Annotated in this window: 12 protein-coding genes; 6 read left to right on the forward strand and 6 right to left on the reverse strand. The window is 72.1% G+C overall.

The genetic code is table 11. From position 1 onward, the window contains the following. The first annotated feature begins 31 nt into the window (after nucleotides 1-31). From P5P86_RS17510 to P5P86_RS17520, 3 genes are all read left to right on the forward strand, one after another. Nucleotides 32-1,348, forward strand: coding sequence for a M23 family metallopeptidase (locus tag P5P86_RS17510; protein ID WP_280608730.1), 1,317 nt, complete (start codon nucleotides 32-34; stop codon nucleotides 1,346-1,348). A gap of 167 nt (nucleotides 1,349-1,515) precedes the next feature. Further along, entirely contained in the window at nucleotides 1,516-3,606 is a 2,091-nt protein-coding gene (locus tag P5P86_RS17515) for a glycosyltransferase family 39 protein (RefSeq protein ID WP_280608731.1), read from the forward strand. Continuing rightward, a complete protein-coding gene (locus tag P5P86_RS17520; RefSeq protein WP_280608732.1) occupies nucleotides 3,603-4,337 on the forward strand; it encodes a dolichyl-phosphate beta-glucosyltransferase in 735 nt (244 codons plus the stop codon). Before P5P86_RS17515 ends, P5P86_RS17520 begins: the two co-directional genes overlap by 4 nt. Before the next feature lie 86 nt (nucleotides 4,338-4,423). Here P5P86_RS17520 and pcrA read toward each other — a convergent pair whose 3' ends face one another. Both pcrA and P5P86_RS17530 read right to left on the reverse strand, forming a co-directional pair. After that, nucleotides 4,424-6,823: a DNA helicase PcrA gene (gene pcrA / locus P5P86_RS17525; protein WP_280608733.1), complete on the reverse strand. Its 2,400-nt coding sequence runs from the start codon at nucleotides 6,821-6,823 to the stop codon at nucleotides 4,424-4,426. 40 nt (nucleotides 6,824-6,863) lie between these two features. Further along, on the reverse strand, nucleotides 6,864-8,081 hold the full coding sequence (locus P5P86_RS17530; protein ID WP_280608734.1) for an MFS transporter: 1,218 nt from the start codon (nucleotides 8,079-8,081) through the stop codon (nucleotides 6,864-6,866). Between the two features lie 53 nt (nucleotides 8,082-8,134). Here P5P86_RS17530 and P5P86_RS17535 point away from each other — a divergent pair, with 53 nt between their 5' ends. Beyond that, nucleotides 8,135-8,638 (forward strand): MarR family winged helix-turn-helix transcriptional regulator, encoded by a 504-nt coding sequence (locus P5P86_RS17535; protein ID WP_280608735.1) that lies wholly within the window; start codon nucleotides 8,135-8,137, stop codon nucleotides 8,636-8,638. 71 nt (nucleotides 8,639-8,709) lie between these two features. On the opposite strand, the gene P5P86_RS17540 is transcribed toward P5P86_RS17535, so the two are convergent. Together P5P86_RS17540 and P5P86_RS17545 are read right to left on the reverse strand one after the other, a co-directional pair. Continuing rightward, nucleotides 8,710-9,354: a LuxR C-terminal-related transcriptional regulator gene (locus P5P86_RS17540; protein ID WP_280608736.1), complete on the reverse strand. Its 645-nt coding sequence runs from the start codon at nucleotides 9,352-9,354 to the stop codon at nucleotides 8,710-8,712. Next, complete coding sequence (locus P5P86_RS17545) at nucleotides 9,351-10,616, reverse strand: ATP-binding protein (protein WP_280608737.1); 1,266 nt, start codon at nucleotides 10,614-10,616, stop codon at nucleotides 9,351-9,353. The genes P5P86_RS17540 and P5P86_RS17545 overlap by 4 nt, the downstream gene beginning before the upstream one ends. 133 nt (nucleotides 10,617-10,749) lie before the next feature. On the opposite strand from P5P86_RS17545, the gene P5P86_RS17550 reads away from it, so the two are divergent. Both P5P86_RS17550 and P5P86_RS17555 read left to right on the forward strand, forming a co-directional pair. After that, nucleotides 10,750-11,928 carry a PspC domain-containing protein gene (locus tag P5P86_RS17550; RefSeq protein ID WP_280608738.1) on the forward strand — a complete coding sequence of 393 codons (1,179 nt, stop codon included), beginning with the start codon at nucleotides 10,750-10,752 and terminating at the stop codon, nucleotides 11,926-11,928. Then, nucleotides 11,921-12,250, forward strand: coding sequence for a hypothetical protein (locus P5P86_RS17555; RefSeq protein ID WP_280608739.1), 330 nt, complete (start codon nucleotides 11,921-11,923; stop codon nucleotides 12,248-12,250). The genes P5P86_RS17550 and P5P86_RS17555 overlap by 8 nt, the downstream gene beginning before the upstream one ends. A gap of 77 nt (nucleotides 12,251-12,327) precedes the next feature. Here P5P86_RS17555 and P5P86_RS17560 read toward each other — a convergent pair whose 3' ends face one another. Both P5P86_RS17560 and P5P86_RS17565 read right to left on the reverse strand, forming a co-directional pair. Continuing rightward, entirely contained in the window at nucleotides 12,328-13,170 is an 843-nt protein-coding gene (locus P5P86_RS17560) for a glycerophosphodiester phosphodiesterase family protein (RefSeq protein ID WP_280608740.1), read from the reverse strand. A gap of 73 nt (nucleotides 13,171-13,243) precedes the next feature. Further along, on the reverse strand, nucleotides 13,244-13,981 hold the full coding sequence (locus P5P86_RS17565) for an acyltransferase (RefSeq protein WP_280608741.1): 738 nt from the start codon (nucleotides 13,979-13,981) through the stop codon (nucleotides 13,244-13,246). Nucleotides 13,982-14,002 lie beyond the last annotated feature (21 nt).

Here is a 14,002-nt window from a genome sequence, read left to right on the forward strand (position 1 = left end):
TCTGAACCCCGAGCAGCGGAGCAGTGAACACATGGGTAACCACCGAGCGGATGTCGTCGTCGACAGCCACCCCTCGGAAGAGACCCCTGAGACGTCCTCCTACGTGGGGCGGCGGCGCGCCGCTACGATCGTGGAGGTTCCCGCTCAGGCTGAGGCGCAAACCCCGCCGGCCGCGCCGTATGTCGGCAAGCGCCGGGCGGCCGTTCCCGTCGAGGAGCCGCCCGCGGAGGTCCAGCACGCCGTCCTGACCGCTCTGTCGGTCGCCGCGGCCGCGCCGGCCCAGGCTCCCGCTCCGGCCCTCGAGGCGGCCGCCCCGCTCGGCGTACCGGCTCCGCGGCGCACGTTCACGCAGGACGCTCCCGCGGTGATCGAGCCGGTCGAGACCGAGCTCGTCAAGCCGCTGGAACACCTGGCGACCTCGGTCCTCCAGACGGCGACCGAGAGCACTGTCGAGACCACGGCGTGGCGCGACCTGCGGATCGACACCGGCTCGCTGCCGCCCTTCGAGGAGACGGCCGCCTACGCCACCGACTTCGGTGCCGAGACCACCTCCCACCTTCCGATCGTCTCGATCGGCAAGCGCCGCGCCGGCGGCGGCACCGGTGCCCGCACCGGCAACCCGCTGTTCAAGCGGCTCCCCTCGGCGCCGCTCGCCCTCGGCGTCGCCTCGCTGGCGATCGCCGTCGGTGGTGCCGTCACCGCGGCGCACGCTCCGGCCCACACCACCCACGACAGCTTCGTGGCGGCCAGCGCCCTCGCCGGTGCCAGCGACGTCGGCCGGGTCGGCGCGCCCGCCGGTCGCAGCGCCACTGTCTCGCGCAGCAGCGACCGCAGCACCAGCGCCGCCGCCGACCAGGCGGTCGAGGAGCGCAACAAGGCGCTGACCAAGATCAACGACAAGGCGACCACGCAGGACCAGTTCAAGGCCGCCAACCAGTGGGGGTTGCCCATCACGGCGGGCGGCTACCACCTCACCGGCCGCTTCGACGACGTGAGCGGGCTGTGGGCCAGCGTGCACACCGGCCTCGACTTCGCCTGCCCCACCGGCACCGAGATCCACGCGGTCGCCGGGGGCACCATCACCGAGGTCGGCTGGGCGGGTGCCTACGGCAACCGCACCGTCGAGACCCTGCCCGACGGCACCGAGCTCTGGTACGCCCACCAGGTCCGCTTCGGCGCCACCGTCGGCGAGAAGGTCACCGAGGGCGAGGTCATCGGATACGTCGGCTCGACCGGCAACACCACCGGCCCGCACGTGCACCTCGAGGTCCGCCCCGGCGGCGGCGACCCGGTCGACCCGGACACCGCCCTCAAGGCGCACGGCATCGACCCCGACGCCAACCAGTAGCCGACTCGGGCCTCCGTCCCGGTTGACTCGGGCCTCCGTCCCGGTTGAGTCGGGCCTCCGTCCCGGTTGACTCGGGCCTCGAGGCTTGACGAAGACTTGACGGTTTTCGAGGGCAGCGTTCAGCAACGCCTCACCCGCGTATCAGTCCGGCTTGGCACCGTGGAGGCATGACGACCTTCGCTCCGCCGATGGCACCGGTCGCGCCGGCCGCCACCCGCCGCCGCCTGCTCGGCTGGCGTGGTGGATCCCTGCTCGCCCTGCTGGCCGGTACCGCGCTCGCCTACCTCTGGACGCTCTCGGAGTCCGGCTACGCCAACTCCTTCTACTCCGCCGCTGCCCAGGCCGGATCGCAGAGCTGGAAGGCCTGGTTCTTCGGCTCCCTGGACGCAGGCAACGCGATCACCGTCGACAAGCCACCGGCGTCGCTGTGGCTGATGGGCCTCTCGGTGCGGATCTTCGGGATGAGTTCGTGGAGCATCCTGGTCCCCGAAGCGCTGCTGGGCGTCGCCACTGTCTACCTGGTCTTCTTGACCGTACGCCGGGTCAACGGCCACGTCGCCGGCATCATCGCCGGTGCGGCCACAGCGCTCACCCCCGCCGCGGCGCTGATGTTCCGGTTCAACAACCCCGACGCGATGCTGCTCTTCCTGCTCACCGCCGCGGGGTACGTCGTCCTGCGCGCCACCGAGCGGGCGTCGGGCCGGCTGGTGCTGCTGGCCGGCGTACTCCTCGGCTTCGGCTTCCTCACCAAGATGCTGCAGGCGTTCCTGGTGCTGCCGGCCTTCGCCCTGGTCTACCTGCTGGCCGCGCCGACCGGTCTGCGCAAGCGGATCCTCCACCTGCTCGGCGGCCTCGCCGCCATGGTCGTCAGCATGGGGTGGTGGGTGGCGATCGTGGAGATCGTGCCCGCCTCGGCCAGGCCCTACATCGACGGCTCGACCGACAACTCCATCCTGCAGCTGGCCTTCGGCTACAACGGCCTCGGCCGGCTCAACGGCAACGAGACCGGCGGCCACGGCAATGCCGGCTTCAGCAGCGGCGTGGGCGTGCTGCGTCTGTTCCAGGGCGTCTCGGGCGGGATGGTCGCCTGGCTGCTGCCCGCCGCGTTGATCGTGCTCGTCGCCGGCGTCGTCGCACGCGGTCGCGCGCCGCGCACCGACCTACCCCGCGCCGCCCTGCTGATGACGGGCCTGGCGATGCTCACCACCGGCCTGGTCTTCTCCTCCATGGCCGGCATCTACCACGACTACTACACCGTCGCGCTGGCGCCGTGGATAGCGATGACGGCGACGATCGGTGCCGCGATCCTGTGGCAGCGCCGTGCGGCGTGGCCGGCTCGCGCGGCCCTCGCAGCCGCCCTGGCGGCGAGCGCGATCTGGGCGTTCGTGCTCCTGCACCAGTCGCACGAGCAGCCGTACGACGCCCTGCGCTGGCTGGTGCTCCTCCTCGGCCTGGCCGGCACCGCCGCCCTGCTGCTCCCCTGGCGGCGCCGCCTCACCACCGCGGTGCTGGTCGGAGCGGTGCTGGGGATGTTCGTCGGGCCGGCGGCGTACTCCATCGACACGATCCGCTCGCCCCACACCGGCTCGATCGTCACCGCCGGCCCGGTCACCTCGATGGGCTTCGGCGGCGGCTTCGGCGGCGGACCGGGCCGCCAGGGCGGTGGCCGGCCGGGCTCCGGGCAGAACGGTGCGCAGGGCGGCTTCGGCGGAGGCGGCTTCCCCGGAGGCGGCTTCCCCGGCGGCGGGACCACCGGCGGGACCACCGGTCAGGCCGGCGGCTTCCCCGGTGGCGGCTTCGGCGGTCGCGGCGGCGCCGGCGGCGGGGGCGGTCTGCTCGACGGCGCGACGGTGAACAGCCAGCTGAAGAGCCTGCTGACGAAGGACGCCTCGTCCTACACCTGGAGTGCCGCGGTGAGCGGGTCGCAGAACGCGGCGAGCTACGAGCTGGCGACCGGAACGTCGGTCATCGCGATCGGAGGCTTCAACAGCACCGCCAACGGCCCGACCCTGGCCCAGTTCGAGCAGTGGGTCTCCGAGGGCAGGATCCACTACTACATCGCCAGCAGCAGCGGATTCGGCGGCCGAGGCTTCGGCGGTGGCAGCAACGGCGGGAGCAGCGGGTCCAGCTCGTCGATCGAGCAGTGGGTCACCTCGCACTACACCGCGCAGACCGTGGGCAGCTCCACCGTCTACGACCTCACCCAGCCGAGCACCAGCACGGCCGCCACCTCCACCACCACAGGAGACAACACATGAGCACCCTCGAGGTCGTGATCCCGGTCCACAACGAGCAGGTCCAGCTCGCTGCCTGCGTGCGACGCGTCCACGCCTTCCTACGGGAGCTGTCGTCCAGCTACCGGATCGTGGTGGTCGACAACGCCAGCACCGACCACACCTGGGCGATCGCCCAGGGGCTGGTGGAGGAGTTCGAGGACGTGGCGGCGGTGCGGCTGGCCGAGAAGGGACGCGGGCGCGCCATCAAGGCTGCCTGGACGGCGTCGTACGCCGAGGTCCTCTGCTACATGGACGTCGACCTCTCGACCGACCTGCGGGCGTTCCTGCCGCTGATCACGCCGCTGCTCAGCGACCAGGCCGACGTCGCGATCGGTTCGCGCCTGCACTTCGAGAGCACGGTGCGGCGGGGGCCGAAGCGCGAGCTCCTCTCCCGCGGTTACAACCGGTTGCTGCGCTGGCGGCTCGGCGCCCGCTTCAGCGACGCCCAGTGCGGCTTCAAGGCGATCCGCCGGGAGGCCGCGCAGCGGCTGCTGCCGCGCGTCGAGGACGACGGCTGGTTCTTCGACACCGAGTTGCTGGTGCTGGCGCAGCGGGCGGGGATGCGGATCCACGAGGTACCGGTCATCTGGACCGACGACCCCGACTCGCGCGTCGACATCGTCTCGACGGTGCTGGAGGACCTGCGAGGCATCCGTCGGCTGCGCCGCACCGACCCGCCGGCCTCGAGCTGGGCGGAGTCGCTCGCGCGTTGATTCGGGCCTCCGTCCCGCTCGAATCGGGCCTCCGTCCCGCTCGAATCGGGCCTCCGTCCCGCTCGAATCGGGCCTCCGTCCCGCGATCAGAGCTTCTGGACGGGGGCGTAGCGCAGCAGCAGGCGCTTGACGCCCTGGGTCCCGAAGTCGATCGAGGCGACCGTCTTGTCGGCCACGCCCTCGATCGAGACCACGCTCCCGAGGCCGAACGTGTCGTGCGTGACCCGGTCCCCGGGGACCAGCGCGGGCACCTCGCGAGCCGGCTTGGACTTCGCAGCGGCGTCGGCGCGGATCGCTGCGGAGGAGAAGTTGCGGCGTCCGGTGCCGGTGATGGTGCCCAGCCCGTTGCCGAACCGCTCGCCGCCCAGATCCGGACGCGACCACTTCGTCATCGCCGCCTCCGTACGACGCCAGTCGACCAGGTCGACCGGGAGCTCGTCGAGGAACCGGCTCGCGGGGTTGTGCGCCGGTGCACCCCACGCCGACCGGACCACCGCGCGGGAGAGGAACAGGCGCTCGCGGGCTCGGGTGATCCCGACGTAGGCCAACCGTCGCTCCTCCTCCAGCTCGGTGGTGTCGCCGAGGGCACGAGAGTGTGGGAAGACCCCGTCCTCCATGCCGGTGAGGAAGACCACCGGGAACTCCAGCCCCTTGGCGGTGTGCAGGGTCATCAAGGTGACCACCCCGTCCTCGCCCTCGGGGATCGAGTCGGAGTCGGCGACCAGCGCCACCCGCTCCAGGAAGTCGTCCAGACCCGGGGAGAGGATGCCGGCGTCCACGTCGGCGGGATCCGCAGAGGGCCCCGCGACCGGGTCGTCGGAGAACTCCCGGGCGACCGCGACGAGCTCGGCCAGGTTCTCCACCCGGGTCGCGTCCTGGGGGTCGTCGCTGGCCTCGAGCTCCTCGAGGTACCCCGAGCGAGCCAGGGTCGACTCGAGGACCACGTCGGGACGCTCGCCGCCCGCCACCATCGACTGCAGCTCGGTGATCATGCCGACGAAGGTGCGGATGTTGGCGGCGCTGCGGGTGGCCAGCCCGGGCGCGTCGTCGGCGCGCTGGAGGGCCTCCCAGAACGTCAGGCCCTCGCGTTGGGCGAGCGCGTCCACGCACTCGACCGCGCGGTCGCCGATCCCCCGCTTGGGGGTGTTGAGGATCCGGCGCAGGGAGACCTGGTCCGCCGGGTTGGCCAGGGTGCGCAGATAGGCGAGCGCGTCGCGCACCTCGCGCCGCTCGTAGAACCGCACCCCGCCGACGACCTTGTAGGGCTGCCCGGTGCGGATGAACACCTCTTCGAAGACGCGGCTCTGCGCGTTGGTCCGGTAGAAGACCGCCACGTCGCTGGCCTTGTGGCCGGCGTCGACCAGCTTGTCGATCTCGTCGCTGACGAAGCGGGCCTCGTCCCGCTCGTCGTCGGCGACGTAGCCGACGATCCGCTCACCGTCGCCGGCCTCGCTCCACAGCCGCTTCTCCTTGCGACCCTTGTTGTGCGTGATGACGGCGTTGGCGGCGGTCAGGATGGTCTGGGTGGAGCGGTAGTTCTGCTCGAGCAGGATCGAGGTGGCGTTGGGGAAGTCCTGCTCGAAGTCGAGGATGTTGCGGATGTTGGCGCCGCGGAAGGCGTAGATCGACTGGTCCGCGTCGCCGACCACCATCAGCTCGGCCGGCTCACTGCGCGGCGAGGTGGGGTCGAGGTCCTCCGGATCGTCGGCACACAGCTCGTGGATCAGCGCGTACTGCGCGTGGTTGGTGTCCTGGTACTCGTCGACCAGCACGTGCCGGAACCGCCGCCGGTAGGTCTCGCGCACCTCCGGGAACTGCCGGAACAGGTGCACCGTGGTCATGATGAGGTCGTCGAAGTCGAGCGCGTTCGCCTCGGTCAGGCGGCGCTGGTAGAGCGTGTACGCCGCGGCGTAGCTCTCCTCGAGCTGGTTCTTCGCGTCCTTGGTGGCGTCCTCGGCGGTGCGCAGCTCGTTCTTCTGGTCGCTGACCCAGTGCAGCACCTGGGCCGGCTGGTAGCGGCGCGGGTCGAGATCCAGGTCGCCGACCACGAGACCCATCAACCGCTTCTGGTCCTGCGCGTCGTAGATCGTGAAGTTGGACTTGTAGCCGAGCTTGTCGATCTCCTTGCGCAGGATCCGGACGCAGGCGCTGTGGAAGGTGCTGACCCACATGATCCGGGCGCGCTTGCCGACCAGGTCCTCGACGCGCTCCTTCATCTCGGCGGCCGCCTTGTTGGTGAAGGTGATCGCCAGGATCGAGCCCGGATGGGCACCCCGCTCGCTGATCAGCCAGGCGATCCGCCGGGTGAGCACGCGGGTCTTGCCCGACCCCGCGCCCGCCACCACCAGCAGCGGCACGCCCTCGTGGGTGACGGCGGCGCTCTGCGGCGGGTTGAGCCCGGCGAGCAGCTCGTCGCGGCTCGGGCCGCGGCGAGCAGGGCGCTCCTCGGGCAGGGCGAACAGGGCGGCGGGTTCGGGCGTACTCATGCTGGGGCAAGCCTAGGTCGCCGGGCCGACAGTTCCCGACTCAGCGGCGCAGCTCGAGCCGGCGTACGTCGCCCGAGAGCAGCGTCAGCAGGCTCGACCCGCCGATCACCGCGGCGACGACGACCAACCACCGCTCGAAGCCGACCGCTTCGGCGACCGGACCGGTCAGCGCGAGTCCCAGCGGCCGAGCGACGAACGAGCCCACCAGGTCGAAGGCGTAGACCCGCGACAGCTTGTCGTCCGCCACGTTCTGCTGGATCGCCAGGTCCCAGAAGACCGAGAAGATGGAGAGTCCGACGCCGTGCAGGAAGGCGCCGGCCCACACCAGCGGCGGCGTCGGCGCGAGCGCCATCGCCAGGGGGAACAGCGCCGTCGTGGCGAGCAGCATGGTGCCGATGAACAGGGAGCGGCGCGGGCGCCAGCGCAGGCAGATCAGGCCGCCCACGACGAACCCGACCATCAGCCAGGCCAGGGCCGCGCCCCAGGCGGCCCGGCCCATGCCCTCGCCGACCACGATGGGTCCGAGGACGTTCTGGGCACCGCCGAAGAAGAAGTGGTAGAGCAGGGCCTGGCCGATCAGCAGCCAGAGCCAGGCGTGCCGCAGCACCTCCCGCGCACCTTCGCCCAGCTCGGCCACGACCGTACCCCGCGGGCCGGCGGCCAGATCCGGGATCCGCAGCCGGGAGAAGCACACCGCGGCGACGCCGAACGTCGCCGCGTCGATCATGATCGCCCAGCCGGCGTCGACGGCCGCCACGAGGATCCCGCCCACGGCGTACCCGATGGTCATGGCGAGCTGCTGCAGGAGCGCTCGGGTGGCGACGGCGCCGGCCAGGTCCGCTTCGGGCACCGTCATCCGGGTGACGGCCTTCGAGGCCGGTCCGCTCAGCGCTGAGAGCACACCGGCGATCATCCCGAGGGCGGTGAGGCCTCCGATCGAGGCGTGGTGCAGCACCAGGGTCAGTGCCAGCACCGCCTGGATCGACGCACTGCCCATCGACGAGCCCTGCATCATCAGCCGACGCGAGACCCGGTCGCCGAGAACGCCACCCAGCAGGGTCGTGAGCACCTCGGCGGCGCTGAACGCCGCCTCGACCAGTCCCAGCTCGGCGGCGCTCCCACCCAGGTCGAGTACGGCGAAGGCCAGCGCCACCGGCGTGATGGCGTTGCCGAAGGAGCTGACGGCGCTGCCCCCGGCCAGGAGCCGGAACTCGCGATGACGCAGCACGCCGGAGCGCTCGAGCGCCACGATGCTCATGTCCCGCAGAATAGTTCGCTGACAAACTATTCGCCAACGAATAAGGTCGGGGCATGGAGGGCGAGGACTGGGCCGACCGGCACGTCGAGCGCTGGCGCGACCACTGGATCGACATCGACTTCGACGACGACGTCGAGGCCATCACCGTCCGGATCAACCGGGTGCGGGCGCACCTGCAGCGCACCAAGCAACAGGCCGTGACCGAGGTCGGGCTGCAGGACTTCGAGTACGACACGCTGCACGTGCTGATGATCCGCGACACCCCCGGCCGTGCCAGCCCCTCGCAGCTGGCCGAGGACCTCGGCATCAGCAACGCAGGCATGACCGGCCGCCTCGACGGCCTCGAGCGGTCCGGGTGGGTGGAGCGCCGCGCCGACCCCGCCGACAGGCGCCGGGTGCACATCGAGGCCACCGCGGCAGGCCGCGACGTCTGGCGCAGCGCGATGCGGCTGCGCGGACGTGCCGAGGACGAGCTCTTCGGCGTTCTGACCCCCGCCCAGAGGCACACGCTGGCCGCCCTGCTCAAGGAGCTGACGCTGCGGATCGAGGAGGGCTAGATGTCGGCGGCGCACCGGCGCGGCCCCGCCGTACGATCGGCCACTCGGTCAGCAGAAGGTGACGTCTCGACTCAGAGCAGGCGGCGGTCGGAGGCCCAGCGGGTCAGCTCGTGCCGGGAGGAGAGCTGCAGCTTGCGCAGCACGCTGGACATGTGGGTCTCGACCGTCTTGATCGAGATGAACAGCTCCCTGGCGACCTCCTTGTAGGAGTAGCCGCGCGCGATCAGCCGCATCACCTCGCGCTCCCGCTCGGTCAGCCGGTCCAGGTCCTCGTCGACCGCCGCCACCTCGATCACGCCGGAGAAGGCGTCGAGCACGAAGCCCGCGAGCCGGGGCGAGAACACGGCGTCGCCGCCCGCGACGCGCTCGATGGCGGCGGCCAGCTCGGGGCCCGTGATCGTCTTGGTGACATAGCCACGCGCCCCGCCGCGGATGGTCCCGATCACGTCCTCGGCCGCGTCGCTGACCGACAGCGCCAGGTAGCGCGGCCGCCCGTCGACGCTCGGCGCCCGTCGCATCACCTCGACACCACCGCCGCCGGGCAGGTGGACGTCGAGGAGCACCACGTCGGGCTGCCGGCTCGCCACCGCCGCGACGGCGCTGTCGACGTCCTCGGCCTCGGCGACCACCTCGATCCCCGGCTGCTCCGCGAGCTCGGCCCGCACCCCGCTGCGGAACATCGCGTGGTCGTCCACGACCACCACTCGCACGCTCATCTCGCCTCCTCACTCTCCCCGCACGGCATCCGCAGCCGCACCTCGGTGCCCTCGCCGGGGCCGGTCCTGATCTCGGCACTGCCTCCGTGCCGCTCCATCCGCGCCCGGATCGAGTCCCGTACGCCGTGGCGGTCCTCGGAGACCTCCGCCAGCGCGAAGCCGACGCCGCGGTCGCGGACGAACACCTCGACCGCACCGGGGTTCACCTCGGCATAGACGTCCACCCGTGCCACCGCTGCGTGCTTGGCGGCGTTGGTGACGGCCTCGCGCGTGGCCGCGACGATCGGCCGCAGCGTCGCCGTCAGCGGCCGGTCACCGACAGCCACCACGTCGACCGCGACACCGTGGACGTCCTCCACCTCGGCCGCCACCTGCCGCAGCGCGGCGGCGATGCTGGCGTCGGGCGAGACGCTGTCGGCGTACAGCCACGACCGCAGGTCGCGCTCCTGCGAGCGGGCGAGCCGTGCGACGGTGACCGGGTCGTCGGCGTTGTTCTGGATCAACGCGAGCGTCTGCAGGACCGAGTCGTGCAGATGCGCGGCCACGTCGGCCCGCTCCTGGGTGCGCACCCGCTCGGCGCGCTCGGCACCGAGGTCGGAGACCAACCGCAGCGCCCACGGTCCGACGATGACGCCGATGCCGGCGAAGCCGAGGAGGAAGGCGCCCAGGAGCTGTCCCGCATCCCCCGCCGAGCCTCCGCGCAGCGAGAAGAGCCCGAAGGCGACCAGTACGAGGAGCATGCCGGCGGCCACCCGGACGTAGGACGCCCAGCCCCCGCGGCCGAACACCAGCGCGACCGGGTCGAGGCGCTCCCCGGCGTCGAGCCAGCGCGCCCGCTGTGCCTCGTCGGCCTGCCGCCACAGCAGTGCGACACCCGCGACGGCGATGACCACCGGCCAGAAGAGCGTGCCGATGCCCAGCGCGGACTCCACCAGCAGGACGCCGCCGAAGCCCAGCACGACCAGCGCGATGGCGGGGCCGGCGTCGGTGAGCCGCCGGATCCGGCCCGGCCGGCGGCCGCCGCGCCGCGCGCTCTCGGCACCGGGAGTGCCCGGCTCGTGCGCCGGGGCGGCGGGCAGGAACAGCCACAGCCCGGCGTAGAGCAGCACGCCGAGCCCGCTGAGCAGGGCGGTGGCGACGAAGAAGACCCGTACCCACATCACCGCCACCCGCAGGTGCTCGGCCAGGCCCGCGGCCACCCCACCGACGATGCCGGTCTCGGTGTCGCGATAGGCCTTGGGAGGCAACGGGAGCTCGCTCATCGTGGAGCCATCGTCACACGCGACGCGCGCGCGGTTCCATGAGGAACATCCCTGATCCCGGCCTCGGGGCCGCTCCGGAGGATCAGGGGACTCCCCGATGGCCGTACGGCGCCGCGCCCGGGAGGCTGGGGACATGACCACGACTCCGACCGATGCCCCGCACGATCCGGGTCCCGGCACACCTGCCGGGGCGCCCGCGTCGCACCACCTCGGCAACCTGCGGCGCAGCCGCGACGACCGGCACATCGCCGGCGTGGGCGGAGGGCTGGCGCGGCACTTCCAGATCGACCCGATCGTCGTCCGGGTGGCCCTCGTCGTGCTGATCTTCTTCGGCGGCGCCGGCCTGATCCTCTACATCGGCGCCTGGTTGTTCGTGCCCCAGGAGGGCAAGCGGTCTGCGATCGTGCGGCTCGACGAGCGCAGTCGCGCCTTCGTGCTCTACGGCGTGGCGGCCCTGGCCACGGTGGCGCTGCTCGGCGACACGGCCGGGCACCTGCACGCACCGTGGCCCGTCTTCGTGATCGCGGTGATCGCGCTGCTCATCATCAGCGAGCGCCGCGGCGAGCTCCGGCTGCCGGGGCGACGGGAGCCGGCCGGTGCCACCCCGCCCGCGACGCAGCAGACGCAGCAGACGCAGCAGGCTCCGCCCCAGGTGCCGGCGCCCGACGACGTACCCGTCGCTCCGACCAACCCCCGCAAGCGCGGTCCGATCCTCTTCTGGTTCACCATCGCGCTGATCGCGCTGGCGGAGGGGGTGCTCGGGATCGTCGACCTGGCCGGGGCCTCGGTCGCCGGTCCGGCGTACCCGGCGCTCGCGGTGGGGATCATCGGCCTGATGCTCGTCGTGGGCGCGTTCTGGGGCCGGGCGGGCGGCCTGATCCTGCTCGGCTTCGTGACCAGCCTCGTCCTGGTCGGCAGCCTGGCCGCGGACAAGTGGCAGCTCGACGGACACGGGCGCAGCGTGCACTACACCCCGACTTCGACCGCGGCCCTGCGCACCGAGTACCACCTCGGCACCGGCGAGCTCCGGCTCGACCTCTCCCAGGTGAGCGACCCCACCGCGCTCTCCGGCCGCTCCGTCTCCGTGACCGGCCACGTCGGCAGCATCGAGATCGTCGTCCCCCCACAGATCTCGACCACGGCCGAGGGTGTGGTCAAGGGGCCGGGGCAGGTCGAGATCTTCGGTGAGGGCCACGGTGGCATCCACCCCCGCAACAGCGGCTCGGTCACCGGCAGCCTGACCAGCGTTCCCCTCTACATCCACGCCGACCTCAACGTCGGCCAGATCACCGTGGAGACCAGCGATGAGTGACGAGACCCGATCCCTGCCCGCTGAGCCGGAGCAGCCGGAGCGCACCGAGCTGCTCGAGGAGGCGGTCGATCCCGAGCCGGGCGAGCGGCCTCGCCACGACGAGGGTCAGCGGCGTACGGGCTCCCATCCGATCAATGTCGGCCACCTCGTGATGGGCCTGGTCTTCCTCGCGATCGTCGGCGGCTGGGCGCTGGTGCAGAGCGACACCGTGACCGGGACCGACATCCGCTGGCTGTTGCCGCTGCCGTGGGTCATCGGCGGCGGGGTCGGCCTGATCGCTGTGGCGATCTCGGGCCTGCGCCGCCACGGCGTGGGCCGCTGACGCCGAGACGTCACCTTTCGCGGGTCGAGTGTCCACCTCCGCGGCCACTCGACCCGCGGAAGGTGACGCCTCGGCTGCTAGGCGGGCTCGCCCACCACGGTGCGCGCCAGCGCCTCGACGGCCCTGTCCGCGTAGTCGGTGAAGACCCCGTCGACGCCGGTGGCCAGCATCGCGCGGTGTGCGCCGACCGGGCCACGCAGCGTCCAGACGAACACCTTGAGGCCGGCGCGGTGCGCCTCGGCGAGCAGCGGCCTGACCGCACCGTCGGCGCTGAGCACCATGGTGCGACGGGGACCGATGGCGTCGGCGTACGCCGCTATCGCGTGGCAGTCGATCCGTCCCCAGGTCTCGTCGACCAGCTGCACCAGCGGCAAGGAGGTCAACGGGTCCATCCGGCGGACGAACTCCGGGTCGAAGGACTGGATCCAGACCCGCGTGGCCGGCCGGTCGACACCGTGGTCGCGCAGGGTCTGCAGGAGCGGACCCACCATCGGCAGCCCGGCCGCCGCGAAGTAGGCGGGGTGCTTGACCTCGATGTGCAGCCCGATCCGGCGGCCCATCCGCGCCGACTCCTCGGCGACGAGCAGCAGCAGCTCGTCGAGGCTGATGATCGGGTCGTACGCCGTGGGGGCGTGCAGCGAGCGCAGCTCGGCGAAGGTGAAGTCCTCGGTGAACCAGCCGCGGCAAAGCTTGTCGCCGACCTGCCGGACCGTGTGCCGGCCGGCGAACTCCGGTCGCGACGCCACGTCGGTGGTGCGGGACAGCTCGTTCTCGTGGCGGACGACGAGGACGCCGTCGCTGCTCATCACGATGTCGGTCTCGACCGCGTCGGCACCCATCCGGATGGCGAGGCGGTAGGACTCCAGCGAGTGCTCGGCGAGATGGCCCGGGGCGCCACGGTGGCCGATGACGAGAGGCATGTCCCCACGGTCCCGAGCCGGGTTGAAGCCCGGAACGCTCCCCGGCCGATGGAGTGTTAACCGTTGGTGACGATCAGGGGGCGTCGTCCTCGCGCCACGTGACCCCCTCGCGGATGATCCGCGCCGGGGTACCGGCGACGGCGGTCCGCGCGGGCACCTTCTGACCCCGCACCAGGCTGCGCGCCCCGACGACGGCACCGTCACCGATGTCGACGTGACCGGTCACCACCGCGTCGCGGCCCAGCCAGACGTGGCGACCGAGCCGGATGGTGGCGCCGTACGGGTTGATCCGCTCCCCCGTGACGACGTCCTCGAGCCGGTGCATGTCGTCGGTGGCGACGTAGACGTCGGCCGCCCAGAGCTGATCGGTCCGGGCGATGATCGAGCCGCCGTTGCGGGCGTCGATGACGGCGCACCGGGTGGCGAGGACAGCACCGTCGAGGACGACGGCGGAACGGGCCCCGCAGTAGATCTCACCGGCGGTCAGCTCGGTGCCGGGGCCGAGGAACACGGTCGCCTCGTCACCCCCGACCAGCAGCGAGACGAGGTTGGTCAGGTCGGCCGCGACCACGACCAGGGCGTCGGCGAAGGGATAGAGGGCCAGCCGCCCGACCAGCGCCGGGTCCACCACCGCGCCCTCACCGAGGTAGAGCGCGTTCCCGCCGTCGTGCCACCACCCCGGCAGCGGGTCGAGCACCCGCCGGAGGGTCAGTACGCCGAGGACCTCGGGGTCGACACCGGCACCGAGCAGCCGCCGCCGGTGGGCAGGGCTGAGCGTCTCTCCCCGGGTCCACCCGGTCACGGAAGGCATGCCGGGTTTCTACCACCCGAC

The organism is Nocardioides sp. BP30 (assembly GCF_029873215.1).
Taxonomy (GTDB): Bacteria; Actinomycetota; Actinomycetes; order Propionibacteriales; family Nocardioidaceae; genus Nocardioides.